This is a genomic window from Photobacterium sp. TY1-4 (assembly GCF_025398175.1).
In the GTDB taxonomy this organism is placed as follows: Bacteria; Pseudomonadota; Gammaproteobacteria; order Enterobacterales; family Vibrionaceae; genus Photobacterium.
The window spans coordinates 1,141,072-1,158,219 of the sequence record NZ_CP099735.1 but is presented as its reverse complement, the minus strand read 5'-3'; the positions used below and the strand labels follow the sequence as shown (position 1 = coordinate 1,158,219).

At 57.6% G+C, this 17,148-nt stretch carries 21 protein-coding genes; 15 read left to right on the top strand and 6 right to left on the bottom strand.

Going from position 1 to position 17,148, the window contains the following annotated elements:
• Positions 1-19: 19 nt before the first annotated feature.
• Entirely contained in the window at positions 20-919 is a 900-nt protein-coding gene (locus tag NH461_RS22050; protein ID WP_261603108.1) for a LysR family transcriptional regulator, read from the bottom strand.
• 114 nt (positions 920-1,033) lie between these two features.
• Between NH461_RS22050 and NH461_RS22045 the strand changes: the two genes are divergently transcribed.
• On the top strand, positions 1,034-1,654 hold the full coding sequence (locus NH461_RS22045; protein ID WP_261603107.1) for a DMT family transporter: 621 nt from the start codon (positions 1,034-1,036) through the stop codon (positions 1,652-1,654).
• A complete protein-coding gene (locus NH461_RS22040; protein ID WP_261603106.1) occupies positions 1,651-2,082 on the top strand; it encodes a DMT family transporter in 432 nt (143 codons plus the stop codon). Before NH461_RS22045 ends, NH461_RS22040 begins: the two co-directional genes overlap by 4 nt.
• A gap of 37 nt (positions 2,083-2,119) precedes the next feature.
• On the opposite strand, the gene NH461_RS22035 is transcribed toward NH461_RS22040, so the two are convergent.
• On the bottom strand, positions 2,120-3,037 hold the full coding sequence (locus NH461_RS22035; protein WP_261603105.1) for a LysR family transcriptional regulator: 918 nt from the start codon (positions 3,035-3,037) through the stop codon (positions 2,120-2,122).
• A 113-nt stretch (positions 3,038-3,150) separates the two neighbouring features.
• On the opposite strand from NH461_RS22035, the gene NH461_RS22030 reads away from it, so the two are divergent.
• Positions 3,151-4,413: an MFS transporter gene (locus tag NH461_RS22030; RefSeq protein ID WP_261603104.1), complete on the top strand. Its 1,263-nt coding sequence runs from the start codon at positions 3,151-3,153 to the stop codon at positions 4,411-4,413.
• 2 nt (positions 4,414-4,415) lie between these two features.
• Here NH461_RS22030 and NH461_RS22025 read toward each other — a convergent pair whose 3' ends face one another.
• From NH461_RS22025 to flgA, 4 genes are all read right to left on the bottom strand, one after another.
• Positions 4,416-5,234 carry a lytic transglycosylase domain-containing protein gene (locus tag NH461_RS22025; protein WP_261603103.1) on the bottom strand — a complete coding sequence of 273 codons (819 nt, stop codon included), beginning with the start codon at positions 5,232-5,234 and terminating at the stop codon, positions 4,416-4,418.
• 2 nt (positions 5,235-5,236) lie between these two features.
• Positions 5,237-5,737 (bottom strand): flagellar protein FlgN, encoded by a 501-nt coding sequence (locus NH461_RS22020; protein ID WP_261603102.1) that lies wholly within the window; start codon positions 5,735-5,737, stop codon positions 5,237-5,239.
• 50 nt (positions 5,738-5,787) lie between these two features.
• Entirely contained in the window at positions 5,788-6,069 is a 282-nt protein-coding gene (gene flgM, locus NH461_RS22015; protein WP_261603101.1) for a flagellar biosynthesis anti-sigma factor FlgM, read from the bottom strand.
• 75 nt (positions 6,070-6,144) lie between these two features.
• Positions 6,145-6,951, bottom strand: coding sequence for a flagellar basal body P-ring formation chaperone FlgA (gene flgA / locus NH461_RS22010; RefSeq protein ID WP_261603100.1), 807 nt, complete (start codon positions 6,949-6,951; stop codon positions 6,145-6,147).
• A gap of 76 nt (positions 6,952-7,027) precedes the next feature.
• Between flgA and flgB the strand changes: the two genes are divergently transcribed.
• From flgB to NH461_RS21950, 12 genes are read left to right on the top strand one after another with little or no spacing between them, the layout of a single operon-like run.
• Positions 7,028-7,390, top strand: a complete 363-nt coding sequence (flgB, locus tag NH461_RS22005; protein ID WP_261603099.1) for a flagellar basal body rod protein FlgB — start codon at positions 7,028-7,030, stop codon at positions 7,388-7,390.
• 5 nt (positions 7,391-7,395) lie between these two features.
• Positions 7,396-7,833: a flagellar basal body rod protein FlgC gene (flgC, locus tag NH461_RS22000; protein WP_261603098.1), complete on the top strand. Its 438-nt coding sequence runs from the start codon at positions 7,396-7,398 to the stop codon at positions 7,831-7,833.
• Positions 7,830-8,507: a flagellar hook assembly protein FlgD gene (gene flgD / locus NH461_RS21995; protein ID WP_261603097.1), complete on the top strand. Its 678-nt coding sequence runs from the start codon at positions 7,830-7,832 to the stop codon at positions 8,505-8,507. The genes flgC and flgD overlap by 4 nt, the downstream gene beginning before the upstream one ends.
• Positions 8,508-8,531: 24 nt before the next feature.
• Positions 8,532-9,752, top strand: a complete 1,221-nt coding sequence (gene flgE / locus NH461_RS21990) for a flagellar hook protein FlgE (protein ID WP_261603096.1) — start codon at positions 8,532-8,534, stop codon at positions 9,750-9,752.
• A 12-nt stretch (positions 9,753-9,764) separates the two neighbouring features.
• The gene (gene flgF, locus NH461_RS21985) at positions 9,765-10,496 is read left to right on the top strand and encodes a flagellar basal-body rod protein FlgF (RefSeq protein WP_261603095.1); all 732 of its coding nucleotides are present in this window, start codon (positions 9,765-9,767) and stop codon (positions 10,494-10,496) included.
• A 47-nt stretch (positions 10,497-10,543) separates the two neighbouring features.
• On the top strand, positions 10,544-11,329 hold the full coding sequence (gene flgG / locus NH461_RS21980; RefSeq protein ID WP_261603094.1) for a flagellar basal-body rod protein FlgG: 786 nt from the start codon (positions 10,544-10,546) through the stop codon (positions 11,327-11,329).
• 10 nt (positions 11,330-11,339) lie between these two features.
• Positions 11,340-12,017 (top strand): flagellar basal body L-ring protein FlgH, encoded by a 678-nt coding sequence (gene flgH, locus NH461_RS21975; RefSeq protein ID WP_261603093.1) that lies wholly within the window; start codon positions 11,340-11,342, stop codon positions 12,015-12,017.
• Positions 12,017-13,138 carry a flagellar basal body P-ring protein FlgI gene (locus tag NH461_RS21970; protein WP_410000118.1) on the top strand — a complete coding sequence of 374 codons (1,122 nt, stop codon included), beginning with the start codon at positions 12,017-12,019 and terminating at the stop codon, positions 13,136-13,138. Before flgH ends, NH461_RS21970 begins: the two co-directional genes overlap by 1 nt.
• A 9-nt stretch (positions 13,139-13,147) precedes the next feature.
• Entirely contained in the window at positions 13,148-13,792 is a 645-nt protein-coding gene (locus tag NH461_RS21965) for a rod-binding protein (RefSeq protein ID WP_261603092.1), read from the top strand.
• Positions 13,793-13,798: 6 nt separating this feature from the next.
• A complete protein-coding gene (gene flgK / locus NH461_RS21960) occupies positions 13,799-15,172 on the top strand; it encodes a flagellar hook-associated protein FlgK (protein WP_261603091.1) in 1,374 nt (457 codons plus the stop codon).
• A 9-nt stretch (positions 15,173-15,181) separates the two neighbouring features.
• Positions 15,182-16,078, top strand: coding sequence for a flagellar hook-associated protein FlgL (flgL, locus tag NH461_RS21955; protein ID WP_261603090.1), 897 nt, complete (start codon positions 15,182-15,184; stop codon positions 16,076-16,078).
• Between the two features lie 15 nt (positions 16,079-16,093).
• Positions 16,094-17,134, top strand: a complete 1,041-nt coding sequence (locus tag NH461_RS21950) for a flagellin (RefSeq protein ID WP_261603089.1) — start codon at positions 16,094-16,096, stop codon at positions 17,132-17,134.
• The last annotated feature ends 14 nt before the right edge of the window (positions 17,135-17,148 follow it).

The window sequence follows — 17,148 nt, the reverse complement described above, 5'->3', positions numbered from 1 at the left end:
CCCGGGTTTTCATCCATGCCTACCAGATGTGCTGCTTGGCCGAGAGCTTTTCTTCCAGATACTCAATAAAGGCCCGGAGTTTGGCCGGCATAAACGCACGCTCCGGGTAGACGGCATAGATGCCATGCTTCGGCAGGGTATAGTCTTCCAGCATTGGCACCAGGGTGCCGCGGGCCAGCTCCGGCTCGACCAGAAACAGCGGCATCTGCCCAATCCCGATATGTTCCAGCATTAACTGTTTCAGCACCTCGCTGTTGTTGACCTGAATGTTTCCTTCCGGTTTGAATCGCTCGGTACCTTGCGGTCCCTCGAATGTCCATTCGGTGCCGGCCCGGAAATAGGAGTAGTACAGGCAATTGTGCTGTTTGAGATCGGCCAGTTTACTCGGGATTCCGTGCCGTGCCAGGTACTCGGGCGAGGCACAAAGGACGCTTCGGCAGGGGGAGAGCTTGCGGGCCACCAGATTCGAATCGGCCAGTGCACCGATACGCAGCACCATATCCAGCCCTTCTTCGTACAAATCCACCACCCGATCATCGAGTGATAACGTCAGCTTAATCTCCGGATAGCGCTGCAAAAACCCACTGAGCAGCGGCGCAATGTGGCGCTGGCCGAAGACCATGGGAATACTCACTTTCAAGTGGCCTTTGGGACTGCCCTGCAGGCTACTGATCGCGGCTTCCCCGTCCTGGATCAGGGCCTGCGCCCGACATACGTAACTGTAATATTGCTCGCCGGCTTCGGTCAGGCGCAGCTTGCGGGTGGTTCGCTGAATGAGTTTGACCCCCAAGTGGGTTTCCAGGGCTGAGATCCGCTTACTGACGGCAGACTTGTTGATCCCCAGTTTTCGCCCGGCCTCTGAGAAGCTGCCCAGTTCGACCACAGTCGTGAAGACCGGGATGGTGGTGTAGTTATCCATATGTGATGCTTGATTGTTTACTTCAGGGGAACAAAGAAATCCAAATATAGGTGATTATCAGAAAATAAGAAACCAACTATAGTGCCCGCCATGCAGTAAGGAAGGAAAATTCTGATGAAATCACATTCGGTATCTTTAGACGCCAGGCATCCCGAGGCCAAGCCTTTCGGGGCCAAGAACCCGGTCCCGAACCATTCCGGCGTGCCAGATCTAAATGCACAGCGGCCAAATGTACAGTATCCAAATGCAGAGCACTCACATGCATCGCGTCTCGGACCGAAGAACGTGGTATTGGCGCTAAGCGGCGGGATCACCCTGGCCAGTATGATTGCGATTAACAGCTATCTCGCGACGTTTAGCTCGCCGTTGTTGGCGTCCTGGCTGGCCCATGGCGTGGGGGCGATCACCAGTTTGATTTTGGTGGTCACGGCAAATCTATGGCATCGGACCAAGCTGGGTTTACCCATTGTGGCCGGTGTGCCGTTCTGGGCCTACTTGGGGGGGATCCCCGGGGCAATGACGGTGATCCTGGCCGCAGTTACCGTGAACAGTCCACTGGGACTGTCCGGCACCATTGCACTGATCATGGCCGGGCAAGTGCTGTTCGGGCTGCTCAGTGATGCCTTCGGCTGGTTTGGCCTGCCTAAGCGGGCGATCAAACGCCAGGATGCGACAGTGCTGGCCTTGATAGCCCTTGGCGGCATGCTGATTTTATTTGGAGGAAACGCGCAATGATCACTTCCATTTTGCTGGCCCTGATCAATGGTGGTTGTATCAGCATTTGTCGAATCATCAACGGCCGCCTGGGCCAGGAAACCGGTGCGCTGAATGCCTCCCTGTGGAATCACTTGGTCGGCTTTGGTTTTCTCTGTCTGGTGGTCTGGCTGATGGCTGCGACATCCGGGTCGAGTGCGTCTATTGCGGCCACGCTTGATGCGCCGCTCCTGGCCTGGACCGGCGGCATCATCGGCGCGCTGTTCGTGACCCTGAACAGCTATGTATTGCCCCGGCTGGGCGCGTCGCTCACCGCATTGCTGGTAATTGGCGGCCAGCTGCTGACCGGAGTCGCATTGGATGCGATGAGCCGCGGTGTTAATGCCATTCAGCTGCTGGGCGTCCTGCTGATCCTGGCGGCGGTCTGGCTGACCAAGCGTAGTGGCTGACCAAGCTCAGTGGCGGACCAAGCACGGCGGCTGACGCTCAGCTGAGATTGTCGACGGGAAAGTGTGCGCGCAGCTCGTCCAGAAACAGGGTGACCTTTCTCGGCAAGTGGGCGCGTCCGGCGTAAAAGGCATAGAGCGCCAGTTCAACCGGCGGCGCTTCCAGGGCCAGAGGGATCAATCGGCCCTCGTCAATGGCCTGCTGGCAGGCATCTGCCGGTAACAGGGCAAAACCAAGTCCGGCGAGGGCTGCGGCGGTGGCCATTGGGCCACTGTTGACCTTAAACCGGCTGTTTACTTTGAGCACGGTCGGTGTTGGCCCGCCGGTGTCAAACTGCCAAGGGGAGCCGTTCAGCGCGGTGAGGGTGGTAATGCAGGGACATTCCGCCAGCGCCTGGAGGGTCTCCGGTTTACCGTAGGTTTGGACCAGTTCGGGCGAACCGACCACGAGACTCGGCCAGCCAGCGATTTTGCGGGCTACCCAACCACTGTCGGCCAGTTGGCCCCGATTGAAGGTCAGCACCAGGTCGAAGCCGTCCGTGACCAAATCCTGCATGAGATCGCGCCCGCTCAGGCTGGTATCACAGTGGATCGTCAGTCCCGGATGGCGGCGGGCAAAATTAGTCAGCAGGGTGGCAAACTGCGGGCTGTCCGGCAGCAGGATCCGCAGCGTACCGCTGATCTGCCGGGTTTCCTGGCGAACATCCTCCAGGGCGGCATCGAGCGCTGCCAGCAGGGGCAAGGTTCGGGTATAGAGCTGCTCACCGGCCCGGGTGAGCTGCATGTGCCGGGTTGTCCGTTCAATCAGCCGGGTATCGAGGTGCTTTTCCAGGCTGGCGATATACCGGCTGAGGTTGGAGGTTGGGATCTCCAGTTGTTCGGCCGCCGCCTTGAAGCTCCGGCACTCCGCGACGCGGTGAAAGCTCCGTAGCCAGCGGGGATCCAGCTCACTCATCATGACTTTTCCTCATTACTATCCCTATTTGTGAAATTATCCTTCCCAATTTAGCATGTTTATCCCAGATGTATCAGGTATTAAGGTGGCCGCTGTTGTTCAGAAGGAGAATTAAAATGGATGTCATTGTTGAACAGGTGCGCCGTCGCACCCGGACTGTACTCGGCTTGCTGTGCCTGATCCAATTTTTCGTGGCGCTGGACGCCCTGGTGGTGATCCCGCTCAGCGCCGAGGTGGTGCTGTCGATGGGGGTGTCTCCGGCACAGGCCGGTTATCTCAACAGCAGTTACGCGTTGGCCGCGGCGCTGGCCAGTGTGATGTTCAGACCAGCCGCGACGCCCGGCGGCATGCAACGTGTCCTGTGTCTGGCCCTGGTGGGATTGGGCGTCGTTACGGTCGGTTTTGCGTATGCCCCCGGCTTTGCGGCCTTGTTGGGAATGAGGGGCCTGGCAGGTGGTTGCGCCGGCGTGGTGATGGCGCTGAATCTGAACTTGCTGATGGCTTTACTGCCGCCGGAGCAACGTAAACAAGCGGTGGCGTTGGTGATGGGGATGTTCCCCCTGGCCCTGACGTTGGGAGTGCCCGCCTTGCTTCAGCTCAGTGGTGATGCCGGTTGGCAGCGGGTATTTATCTGGCTGGGGGGCGGCACTCTGCTGACCAGCGTCCTGGCGATGTTGCGTCCGCTGAAACCGGAATCCAGCTCGGAACTCGCAACAGAGCAAATGACTGAACAGGTCGCTGGCGCGCAGGCGACCCAAGGGGCAGGGCCGGAAGTTGCGTCGGAGCCGCCTTCGGTTTGGGGACTGGCCCGGCCGCTGCTGGCGGTGTTTCTGGCGGTGTTCAGTACCTTTTTGATTGTCACTCAGTATCCGGTCTATCTGGTTGCCGGGTTACAGGTGCCGACCACCTCGCTGAGCTGGGCGTATATCATCGGGGGCGCCGGATGTTTTCTGGCTTTTCAGGCATATGGCCGGTGGCATCACCGGGTCCGGAAACAACAGCTGATTGCCGGGCTTTCCGCGGGCATGGTGCTGGCGGTGCTGGCCGGTTTTCATACCCAGCTGCCTCAGTTGGCATTGCTTGGCCTGATCGGCTTTATGATCCTCAGTGCGACTCGCACCACCGTGGTCGTTGCAGAAGTGACTTGCGCGCTGAGTGACGCGTTGCGGGCCCGGTTTATCGGCTTTCAGAATGCATTGCAGCATTTGGGGAGTGGCGCGGCCGGGATAGCTGGAGCCGCCTTACTCTCGGTAACAGACTCGATATCAGACTCGGTCACAGGCTCAGTGCCAGATCCGGGTGCGCTGAATTATCCGGTGTTGCTGTGGACTGCGGTACTGCTGATCATGAGCGTGCCGCTGATCAAAGTGTCGCGCTGAGTTTACAGCGCGACCAAAGGGGCAATGGGGGACATATCGATGATCTCCCGTCGGGCGAACAGGGCTGCCAGCTGTTGTTTCTGGCGCGTGTTTAGCGGGCGAATGGATTCAGCCGCCGGGGAGTGCTCGGCAAGCGACGTCAGGCTGAGCAAATCCTTCAACGCATAGAATTTATGCACATAGGACAGGGTTTCCTGCGGCAGTTCTAACGCAGAGAACGGGGTGTCCGGTTGCTGGGCAAGGGTACGCTGAACCCGGCCTTCTCCGGCATTGTACGCGGCCAGGATTAGGGGGAGGTTCTGGTCGAACTTCTGATCAAGAAACGCCAGATAACGCACGGCCGCTTCGGTGCTTCGGTCCAGATCAAAACGCTCGTCGGCCTGATCGTTCACCGTCAGGCCGAAGCGCTGGGCGGTGGCGGGCATCAGCTGCCATAAGCCGCCGGCACCGGCAGGCGAGACCGCCTGCGGGTTGAATGAGGATTCCATCATCGGGATCAGCGCCAGCTCAGACGGTAAATGGTGTTGCTTGAGCAGGCGAAAGATCTGCGCGACCTGGCGCGGGTAGTGTTGGTATTGCTGTTCAATGAGCTGCTTGTGCGGATACAGCGCTTGATAGTGATCTTCAATCTGCAAGATAGAGAGCTGTTCGGCCGTAGCCGTAGCCATCGCCGCATAACCTGCACTCGGTTGTAACAGCCCCAGGCTGATGCTCCCTGCCAGCATCAGGATGCGAGCGAGCTTGGACGGCGCCCGGAGCCACCGCTGTCCGGGCGCGGCATCCGGCAGGTGTTGGGGGATAGATGTTATCGCGTGAAGCATGGTCAGCTCATCAGCCGGTCGGTTTCGTAACTTTGACCCTGACCGACATCTTTCAGGAGTTCCCGGAAGGATGCTGACAGTCGGCCATTGCTGTGGTTCAGTTTCTGGCAGGCCTGCACCTGGTTTGCCAGTTGCTGCCAATAGGTTTGCATCGGTCGCTTGATCTTGTCCGGCAAGGCATTCAGGAGTGCCTGCATCCCGGTCTGATTCTGCGGTACGCCGAGTTGGCCCAGCAGGACGTGACGCTCGGCCGCGCTGCGCTGTAAACGGTCAATCAGGGGTTGCTGTTGCCGGGTGAGTTGCAACAACTGCTCACCATCAAAGTGCAGGTAGCTGCGCTGCTGCTCATACATCAGTTGATGGAGCTGGCGATAATGCGCCAAATCACTTTGGATCCCTTTCATCAGCAGCAGTAATGCCTGTTGCTTGTTGGGCTGTTTCTGCCCTGGCTGCGCGAGTCCTGCGCGCGCCTGCTCAGTGGTGTGGTTACTGAACTGCGTCACCTGGAATGCCTCTTTGAAAACGTGTCTCTGGTGATGGCGGGTATCGGTTGTTATTCGTGTCCGGTGTGAAAACGCATCACGGCCCCGGCCAGGGCGCGAATGTCTAAATTCAGTTCGCCGCGGGCCAGTGCCTGCTTCACCGATTCAACTTTGGCCAGATCAACATCCGGAAGCGTGCCGAGTTCAGATTGCGCCTGGTCAATCATCCGGGTATTGACGGAGACAGTCGGTGATTGCGATTGACGGACCGGCTCTGCCGTCTCCGGCTTGGTGTCCCGAGTGCTGACTGGGGTGTGCGGAATGTGCGTGCCCGACATTTTATCGATCTTCATGCTGGCTCCGATGTGTGAAAGTGATGATTGATACTTAATAGGAACGACGGGTTCGCCGCCGTTGTTAAATCAAAATTAAAAAATAGTTCGGACCTTGCCCCGGTCGCTGACGATGGCGCGGATGACTTTGGCCGAGCGTTGATTTTGGACACTGATTTGCTCTCCCTGGGCACCGTTTTCCCGGGCAATCCCTTTGGTGGTTGCCTGCATACCGTGTTTGCTGGCGATGATCAGCACTTCCTCCCCCTTTTCGACCAGCCACTGGCGTTCAAGATAGGTCGGGCTGATCACCTGTCCGGTCCGGATCCGCCGGGTGGCGAGCCGGCCAATCACTTGCTGTGGCTGTGTTGCAAACGCCTTGTCGTGCCGGAAGGTCAGGGTTTGATGCGACAGCATTGTCACGTCAATTTTGGTGTCCCGGTTGATGGTGGATTTCGCCACGAGCACCGGAAGTGTCAGTGCCACACTGATTGTGGTGTTGAGATCCCAGGTTTGCGGACCGCTCTGGCAACTGACTTTCCGCTTGAGATTGCCAATCGGCTGGCTTTGTTGATCGGCGACGGCAATTACGATCGGCGTTGCGCAAGCCGGCAGGTGCTTCACGGAAGTCGGCAGCGTGATGTCGATTTCCGCCCGGTAGTCTTGCCACTGATAGCGTTCGGCAGCAACGGACAGTTCGCGGGTGATTTCGCTCTGCAGTTGCGCATGCAAAACCGTCGGGTCGACGTGGGTGTCTTCCGACGCACTGGTTCCCGGCGTTGCCCACAGCCCGGTCAGGCCGAGGATCAGGCCCAGGTGAAAGCCGACGCGTGCTTGCTTCCCGTGTTTCCGTTTTTCTTCCGCCGGGCGGAAGTGCTGTTTCCGTTTGTAACTATAATTCATTGAAAAATATAAAATTAATTTATGGCACGTATTTTGGATGACGACACGGGTAATAGCCAGACCTAAGGACCTTATTATGGCGATCAGTTTTGAAAATGCGTTAGGCGTTCACCCCGATGCGCTGAACTTCAGAGTGCAACGCACCAAGGTGCTGGCCAGTAACCTGGCGAATGTTGACACACCTGGGTATCTCGCAAAAGACCTGAGCTTTAAAACCGTAATGAAAAATAGCGGCGGAAACAAGGTTGACAAGCCGGTACCTCAGCTTCAGATGTCATCGCAGTACACCGTGCCGTACCAGAACACGCAAGACGGTAACACGGTTGAATTGGGCGTCGAGCAAGCCAAATTCGCCGAGAACAACATGAGTTTCCAGACCAGTCTGACCTTTCTGAATATGAAATTCAGCGGATTAGCAAAAGCGATAGAAGGACGTTAAGCACTATGTCATTTACTGATATCTACTCGATTGCCGGTTCGGCGATGACTGCCCAGACGGTTCGCCTCAATACCGTGGCCAGCAACCTGGCCAATGCCGATGCGGTTTCAGCCAACCCGGATGATGTTTACAAGGCCATGAAGCCGGTGTTTGCCACCGTCTACAACAGCACCCAGTTGTCGCAGGGCAATACGGCTTACCCGCATGCCGAAGTCCGGATTGTCGATGTGGTGAAGAGCCAGGGCGACGCGGAAAAGCGGTTCGAGCCGCACAGCCCGTTGGCGGATGAGGAAGGGTACGTCTATTACCCGGATGTGGATGTGGTGGCGGAAATGGCGGACATGATGTCGGCGACCCGCAGCTTTGAAACCAATGTGTCTGTCCTCAGCAATGTGAAAAGCATGCAGCAGGGCCTGCTGCGTCTGGGGGAGGGTAACCGATGAGTCTGGCCCCGTTTAACGCCATGAGCACCGACAAGCCGGTCAGCACCGTTTCGGAAAATCAGGTGAAAGCCAACCCGACGGAGATGAACAGCGCGGAATCGCTGCACAATGAATTCATTACCCTGATGGTGGCACAGATCCAGAATCAGGACCCACTCAACCCGCTCGATGGCACCGAGTATGTCGGACAGCTGGCGCAGTTCTCCCAGGTTGAAAGTACCGAGAACATGTCCAAGGTGATGCAAAACAGCATGGTGCTGCTGGACAACATGCAGGTGCTGTCCACGGCCGGGCTGGTGGGGCAGACCGTGTATGTGGATACCGAAGCATTCGAGCTGTCTGAACAGGTCCAGAAGGGAAAACTTGAACTGCAGCATGCCTCGAACCAGGTCAACCTGCTGATCAAAGATGAATACGGTCAGACCACCAAAGTGCCGATGGGTGGCCGTGCCCCCGGCGATGTCGACTTTACGATTGATCCGGCGACGCTCGGCCTGAAACCGGGTAAATACACCGTTGCGGTTGAACTGGATGAGGGGCTGACGCAGCCGAACATTCTGATGAGTGGTGAAGTGGCTCAGGTCCGTGTGCCGAGTAACGGCGGCGCCGCGCTGGTCAATGTTGCCGGGGTGGGGAGCGTTCCTTTTTATCAAATCAGTCAATTTGGCGCTTAACCTTTTTCGAGTACAGAGGATCTTATGAGTTTTGATATTGCACTAAGTGGTCTGGGCGCAACCAACGTTCAGTTGAACACCATCAGTAACAACATTGCCAATGTCGGCACCTCCGGCTTTAAAGAAGCCCGGACCGAATTTTCCGCGGTGTACAACGGCATGCAGCCGGGCGGAGTGGAAGTTGCGTCGATTTCGCAGAACTTTGACAAGAACGGCCAGGTGAGCGGGACTGGCCGGGCGCTGGATCTGGCCATCAGCGGCGGTGGCTTTTTCATGACCAAAGATGCTGCCGGCCAGACCCTGTACACCCGCTCCGGGGTGTTTAACACCGACAAAGACAACAACATCATCAGCAATGGCGGCATGAAGCTGCAAGGCTACGGGGTCGACGGCAATAACCGGTTGCAGACCGGTGCGGTCGGCGATCTGAAAATCTCTACCTCTTCGCTGGCAGCGAAAGCGACGGATAACCTGGATTTCGTGGCGAACTTTGATGCCCGCGTGTCCCAGCCGGTGAAAGCGGACGGTACCGTGCTGGCCTTTGATGCAAACAATCCGGAAACCTTTAACTCATCCTATACCACCAAGGTGTTTGACTCGCTCGGCAATCCGCACACCGTGACCCAGTACTTCGTGAAAAGCGGTGAGAACGAGTGGGATGTGCATGTTCAGGTCGATGGCGGCAAAGTGCAGGTCAATGGTCAGAAGACCTACACTTACGACGTTGATTTTAAACAGGACGGTTCCTTAAACGCGCCGGTGGATGCGGTGGATATCGCGTTTGCACCGCCGGGGGCCGAGGCCGTCACGCTGGATCTGAAGCTGAAGGGCTCCACCCAGTATGGCGCAGATTTCGGTGTCAGCACCAACAATCCGAACGGCTATAGCTCAGGCCAGCTGGCCGGGGTCCGGGTTGAAGATAACGGGATGGTGTTTGCCACCTACACCAACGGGCAGTCGCAGCTGCAAGGTCAGGTGGTGTTGGCGAACTTTGCCAACCCTCAGGGGCTGGTGAAAACCAATAACACGTCCTGGATGGAAAGTTTCAGCTCCGGGGCGCCGGTGACCGGTGAGCCGGGCAATGGCATCTTCGGTGGCCTGCGTTCGGGCGCGTTGGAAGGCTCGAACGTGGACTTGACTACAGAGTTGGTCAGCCTGATGACGGCGCAGCGGAACTACCAGGCCAACGCCAAGACGATTTCGACGTCAGACAAGCTGACCCAGACCCTGTTTAACGCAGTGTAACGGAGCCGCATCGTGGATAGCTTCCTATATACCGCAACCAGCGGCGCCAGCCGGGTGATGCAGGCCCAGCATGTGCGCTCGAATAACTTGTCGAATGCCGATACCGCCGGCTTCCGGGCCGATATGGAGCGGGTGCAGAGCATGCAGATCCAGGGCGCGGGTTTTGACGGCCGAACCCTGGTGGCAACTAACTCGGCTTCAACGCGCTTTGACTCCGGCGATTTAATCAAAACCGGCCGCGCGCTGGATATCGCGATTAACGGCGACGGCTTTTTCACCGTCCAGACTCCGGCCGGTAACGAAGCCTATACCCGCGCCGGGAATATCCGGGTCGATCAGGAAGGCAACATGACGGTCAATGGTTTCCCGTTGATGGCTGACGGCAATGCGCTGGTGCTGCCGCAGTACCAGCAGGTTGAAATCAGTGATAAAGGGGTGGTGTCCGTGGTACCGCCGGGGGGCGGTGCCAAGGTTGAAGTCGGTCAACTGAAACTGGTGAAACCGGACAACAACCAACTGCAAAAAGAAAGCGATGGCTTGCTGCACGCCGTTGATGGCGGTGATTTGGCGGCCGATGCCACCGTGATGGTGGCCGCGGAGCACCTGGAAGGCAGTAATGTCTCGGCAATCGATGAGCTGGTGGGGGTGATGTCCCTGACCCGAAACTTCGAAATGCAGGTGCGGATGATGAAAACCGCGGAAACCCTGGCCCAGGCCGGCAACCGTCTGATCAGTGAGCGCTAACGGCTTCCGTCGGAACCACATCAAATTCACAGTTTAAGGAGAGAGTAATGCACTCGGCATTATGGGTAAGTAAAACGGGGATGGCGGCACAAGATACCAAGATGACCGCTATTTCCAACAACCTGGCCAACGTGAACACGGTCGGGTTTAAGCGCGATCGCGTGGTGTTTGAAGATCTGTTCTACAGCATTCAGCGCCAGCCGGGCGCCCAGGTGGATCAGGTCAATGAGCTGCCGAGCGGTGTGCAGCTGGGCAGCGGGGTACGGGTGGTCGGTACGCAGAAAGTGTTTACCCAGGGGAATACGCAAAACACCAGCCAGGAACTGGATCTGGCCGTGATGGGAGCGGGTTTTTTCCAGATTGAAAACTCGGACGGCGAGCTGATGTACAGCCGCAACGGCCAGTTCCATGTCAATTCCGAAGGCATGATGGTGAACAGCCAGGGCCTGCCGCTGATGCCGCAAATTCAGATCCCGGAAGATGCGCACAGCCTGTCTGTCGGCGTGGACGGCACCGTGACCGCCGTGGTTGCGGGCAACCCGCAGCCGCAGGATCTGGGACAGATCACGTTGGCGAAATTCATCAACCCGGCCGGCCTGGAAGCCGTCGGCGGCAACCTGTTCCGTGAAACGGGCGCCAGCGGCCAGGCCGATGAGCTGGTTCCGGGACTGGATGGTGCCGGCAGCATCAAACAAGGGGCACTTGAAGGCTCGAACGTACAGGTGGTTGAAGAAATGGTCGACATGATCACAACCCAGCGTGCGTACGAGATGAATGCCAAAGTCGTCTCGGCAGCTGACGACATGCTGAAGTTCGTTGCTCAGTCAGTGTAAGGAGTGACGCATGAAATGGCCAACCTCCTTGCAGCTTTGCTTACTCGCAGCCGTGTTCCTGACCGGCTGCGGGATGCGGCCGGAATTTGTTCCGCCCGAGCCGGATGATGAAGCTTACGCACCGCCGCCGTTGGATTATTCGCTGCCTGAAGCGAAAGACGGCAGCCTGTATCGCCATCAGTATATGATGACCTTGTTTCAGGATCGCCGGGCTTACCGGGTCGGCGATATCCTGACGGTGTTGCTCAACGAGGAAACCGAGTCGAGTAAGAAAGCCAATACCAAATACGGCAAAGATTCATCGGTCGGATTTGATGCGCCGACGTTCGGGACCAATACCATTGATGATCTGGCGGTTGGGATTAACGCGGCACGGAGTTTCGACGGCTCATCAGCCAGCTCGCAGGGGAACAAGCTGGAGGGGGCCATTACCGTCACCGTGCATGAAGTGTTGCCGAACGGGGTCCTGCGGGTGAGTGGTGAAAAATGGTTGCGCCTGAATCAGGGAGATGAGTTTATCCGCCTGACCGGGATTGTCCGGGTCGATGATGTCGATCGTCGGAATCAGGTGTCGTCGCTGCGGATCGGCGATGCCCGGATCACCTACTCCGGCCGCGGGGCGCTGGCAGACAGCAATGCCGCCGGTTGGCTTTCCCAGTTCTTCAACAGCCCTTGGATGCCATTATAATGAACCCTAGTGCAAAATTTTTTCTGTTCGCGGCCCTGAGCCTGTCGGCCGCGATGAGCGTTACTGCCAGGGCCGAAACGGCCACGCCCATGATGGATCTGGTGGATGTCCAGGGCATTCGTTCAAACCAATTGGTGGGGTACGGACTGGTGGTCGGCCTGGACGGGACTGGGGACCGCAATCAGGTCAAGTTTACCAGCCAGTCGATCACCAATATGCTGCGCCAGTTCGGCGTGCAGATCGGGGACAGCAGCGATCCGAAACTGAAAAATGTCGCTTCGGTGAGTGTCACGGCCATGGTTGATCCCATGGCGGGACCGGGACAGTCGCTGAACGTGGTGATCTCTTCCATCGGGGATGCCAAGAGCCTGCGTGGCGGCACCCTGCTGATGACCCCTCTGCGCGGGATTGACGGGGAAGTGTACGCCGTCGCCCAGGGGAACCTGGTCGTGGGCGGGGCTCAGGCCGAAGGGCGCAGCGGCTCGAAAGTGACGATTAACACGCCGACCACCGGCCGGATCCCGAACGGGGCCATCCTGGAGCGGGAGATTTCGTCGGATTTCAATGACAAGCCGGTGATCACGCTGAACTTGCGTCAACCGAGCTTTACCACCGCCAAAAATATTACCCGGGTGATCAATCGCACCTTTGGCCCGAATGTCGCGACAGCCATTAACCAGGGCCGGGTGGAGATGCAGGCGCCGAAAGATACCCAGCAGCGAGTGATCTTGATGTCGATGCTCGAAGAGCTGACCGTGGTTCAGGGGCGCAAGCCGGCACGGGTGGTGTTTAACTCACGGACCGGTACGGTGGTGATTGGCCAGAACGTGAAAGTCAGCCAGGCCGCGGTCAGCCACGGCAGCCTGACGGTGACGATTTCCGAGAAGCAGCAGGTCAGCCAACCGAATGCCTTCGCCGGGGGAGAAACCAAAGTGGTGAACGATTCCGCGGTTGATATTAACCAGGAGGAAGCGCAGATGTACATCTGGCCGGAAGGGACCGAGCTCAACACCATTGTGACCGCCGTGAACAGCCTGGGCGCGACCCCGGATGATCTGATGTCAATTCTTCAGGCGCTCCATGAAGCCGGTGCCCTGAATGCCGAGCTGGTTGTGATTTAAGGAGCCGTAATGAAATTAGACGCGAAAGCCGATCAGCCTTATCAATCTGCGATGTTGTATCACGATAACAGCGCGCTGGCCGGGATCCGTCATAGCAGTGACAAGCAGCAGGCGCTGGAGACCGTTGCCGGTCAGTTTGAAGCCATGTTCTTGCAAATGGTGCTGCGCCAGATGCGCAGCAGCAGTGATGTGCTGGCGGCGGATGACAACCCGTTCTCCAGCAAAGAGCAAGGGGTGTACCGGGATTTCTACGACGGCCAGCTGGCGATTGAACTGGCGAAGAATCAGCGGAGCGGGATTGCCGATATGCTGATCAAACAATTGGGACCCAAGTCTCAGCAAGTGTTGGCTCAGGCTGTTGAATCTGCCAATGAACCCCAAGCGGCAGTTGTTGCGGGTAAAACAGCCCCGCCTGCCGCCCAAGCGCCGGGTGCCGTTCAAGCGCCGGTTGCCGATCTGGTGAACACCGCTGCCGCGGATACCCGGCCAAACGCTGCGGTATCTGACGAGGCTGTGGTGAAAAATGATATCCGCCTTAATGAAAGCACACCGGTGGTCGCCATGGAATCACCAGAGGAACTGAGAATGCGCATCCAAACCACCTTGAGTCAGGTCGCATTTCAGCAGCCGCTGATCCGCAGAATGGAGCGATAGCCGCAGATGAGTTTAATGAATATTGCGTTAACCGGGTTGAATGCCAACAAGGCAGCCCTGGATGCGACGGCGCAAAACGTCGCCAACGTGAATACCCCGGGGTATAGCCGCCAACAGGCCGTGATGAACGCGGTGAGCTCTGGCAGCTTGGATCGTTACAGCGCCGGTGGCGGTGTCGAAGTCACCAGCATTCGTCGGGTCAGTGATCAATATCTGGTGCGTCAGACCTGGTCGACGACCAGCGAGGCCGCCTATTCGTCCCGCTATACGGAAAACTTAAGCCAGCTGGAAAGCATGCTCGGTGCCGACGGCTTCAGTATTTCGGCGGGTCTCGACACGCTGTATGCAGCCTTGAATGATGCATCGGTACGGCCGGAATCGGCCCCGCTGCGTCAGCAAATCATCAACGAAGCGGAGGCGTTGTCCCGCCGTTTCAATACCTTGACCACATCTCTGCACGAACAACACAAAGCCTTGCATGATCAGCGCGGTGCCGCGTTGAACCAGGCAAATAACCTGCTCAGCAATATTGCCAGTATCAATGATCAGCTCGTTGAGCTGTCCGGTACGACGGGCAACCCGGCCCAGTTGCAGGATGCCCGTGACAAGCTCATTGGTGAGCTGTCGCAGGTGATGGACATTCAGACCGCCGAGCAGCCGGACGGCAGTTTGCAGCTGACGCTGGCGACCGGCCAGCCGCTGGTGATCGGTGGGGATGCCGCAACGCTGAAGGCAATTCCGGATGTGGACGATGCCTACTCGGCCCAGCTCAGTGTGTCGTTTGCGGGTCAGAACTTTCCGATCAATACAGATGTGGGCGGTGAACTCGGTGCAATTGCCGATTACCAGCAAGAGACGCTGAAGCCGTACCGGAATATGTTGGATGAAATGGCCGCATCCATTGCGGATGCGATGAATACCACGCTTGCTGGCGGTAAGGATCTGAACGGTCAGCCGGGACAGGCGTTATTTCGATATGATCCGGCCAACCCGGCCGCGAGCCTGGATGTGACCGGCCTCAAGCCCGGGGAGCTGGCCTTCTCGGCAGACGGCAGTCCGGGCAACAGTGGTGTCCTGACTGAGCTGATTGCCCTGAGCAACAAGACGTTTTCGATCACCGGGCTGGGGAATGTCACCATTAACGATGCGTTCGGCGCGATGGTGGGCGAAACGGCCATCAAGTCCCGTCAGGCCAGCACTGACTATACGGCCAAGAAAAGTCTGAACCAACAGGCGATTGCAGCCCGGGATAACCTGAGTTCGGTCAATAGCGATGAAGAGGCCGCGAACCTGATGCAGTTCGCCAATGCCTACCAAGCCAACATGAAAGTGATCAGTACGGCCAACCAGCTGTTCGATACCGTTTTGAAAACGTTTTAAGGAGGGCGCATGCGAATCAGTGATACCCAGTTTAGTCAGATGATGTTGCAGAGCCTGCAAACGAACAATGCCGGGCTTGGCAAAGTCATGGCGCAGATGTCGACCGGGAAAGAATTAACCAAGTTGTCTGATGCGCCGATTGATGCCATCAAGCTGCTGAACCTGTCGCGGGAAGGTCGCGCGATCGATCAATACAACAGTAACATTGACAATGTCAAAACGGCGTTGTCTGGTCAGGAAACGTATCTGGATGCGGCCAATAACACGCTCAAGAGCATGCGTGATCTGGTGGTTTGGGGGGCCAACGGCTCGCTGACCGACGTTGACCGCGCGGGCATTGCCAACCAGCTGGAAAGCCTGCGGGATTCACTGGTGTCGACGTTTAATGCCCAGAATGAAGAGGGGCATTATGTCTTTTCCGGGACGCAAACCGATACCCCGTCCCTGGTGGAGAACAACGGTACCTTGAGCCTCGGTGGCAATGCAGACAAGCGTGTGGTCACCGTCGCGAAAGGCGTGACCATGGAATCCAATGTGACCGCTAAGGAGATCCTCGACTTAGGGGGGACCCATGTGATCAACCAGATTGATCAACTGCTGGCTGAGTTTCGCCAGCCGACGGCGAACTTTCAGGCGGAAGTGAATTCGGCCCTGGGCGCTGTCGATACCACCCTGGGGAATGTGCTGGGGGCGATGACCACCATTGGTGGTCGTTTCAACAACCTGGATTTGATGGCCAGCAGCCACACGGATAATAAACTGTTTGTGGATAAAGTCAGCCATGATATTGAAGCGCTGGACTACGGTGAGGCGTCTGTACGGCTCAACAATTATATGAGCGCGCTGCAGGCCACGCAGGCCAGTTACGTCAAGATCAATGATTTGTCCCTCTTTTCACGGATCTAGCAGGTCAGGTATCCCATGGTAAGTGCAACAACTGAAGTCAGAGCCCATGATGTCAGGTTAACCGGCCAGAGCCAGGCCGGCGTCGTTCCGTCTATGGTGGCGGAAAAAACGGGCTCGAAAGCGTTGCCGGGACGTACTTTTGACCAGGCCGCGATGCCGAAGGGCGGGTATTCGTCAATGAATGTGCTGCTGGCCCAGGGTCAGCAGCAGGTCAGCGCGGCGCAGATCGCCCAACAGGCGTTGAAGCAGGTCGGGCAAGATCTGTTTACGGTGAAGCGGGGGCTGACCCGGGTATTACAAGGGGCGCAAAGCGCAGCTTCACTGGCCGATCAGATGTCAACCAGTCAGCAGCGGATCCGTCAGTCTTTGGATCAGGCGCGGAACGAAGAAGGGCGTGTGCTCGATGCGCAACTGCATTTTCAGCACAAGCAGCCGGTTCAACGGACGTTTACGATCCCGGGCTTGAACCTGACGCGACAACGTGATCAAAGTGAGCAGGTTCGCATCGACTTCCCGCAATTGGGCAGTGTGGTGTTGAACCTCGACAGTCAGAAAAGTGACAAAGCCCTGGTGAACCAACTGGATCGGGCACTGATCCCGCTGAGCATCCGACTGCAGGCCGGTGACAACGGCGCCCTGATGTTCCGGGCTGAAGAGTCGGCCTACCGCCAGCTGGAACAGCAGGTGATGGTGACCGGGCAGGGGCACCGCTATCCGGCTGGTCAGCCAAATACCATTAAGGTCCAGCCGGAGCCGGAAGGAGTGGAAGAGCTGGCGATTCATCTCGGCAGCCAGGAAGGGATCCGCAACAGCCTCAGTCAGGTCAATCAGTACTTACAGCAGGTACAAACCAGCCTGTCTGAAACGCAGGCTTACCTGGGCGCTATCGACCGTCGTGCTCAGCAAGTTTCTGCGGCCACGCTGGGGGGCGAGGTGTTGGAAAGTAAGCTGACGAGCGTTCGCCAGCTGGGCGAGCAGGATTTTCGCGCAACGTTCCAGGCCGTGTCTGCCCAGGCCAATGTGCGGCGTCAGACCGTGGTGGCTCTGCTGCGCTAATCTCATGTTGTGAT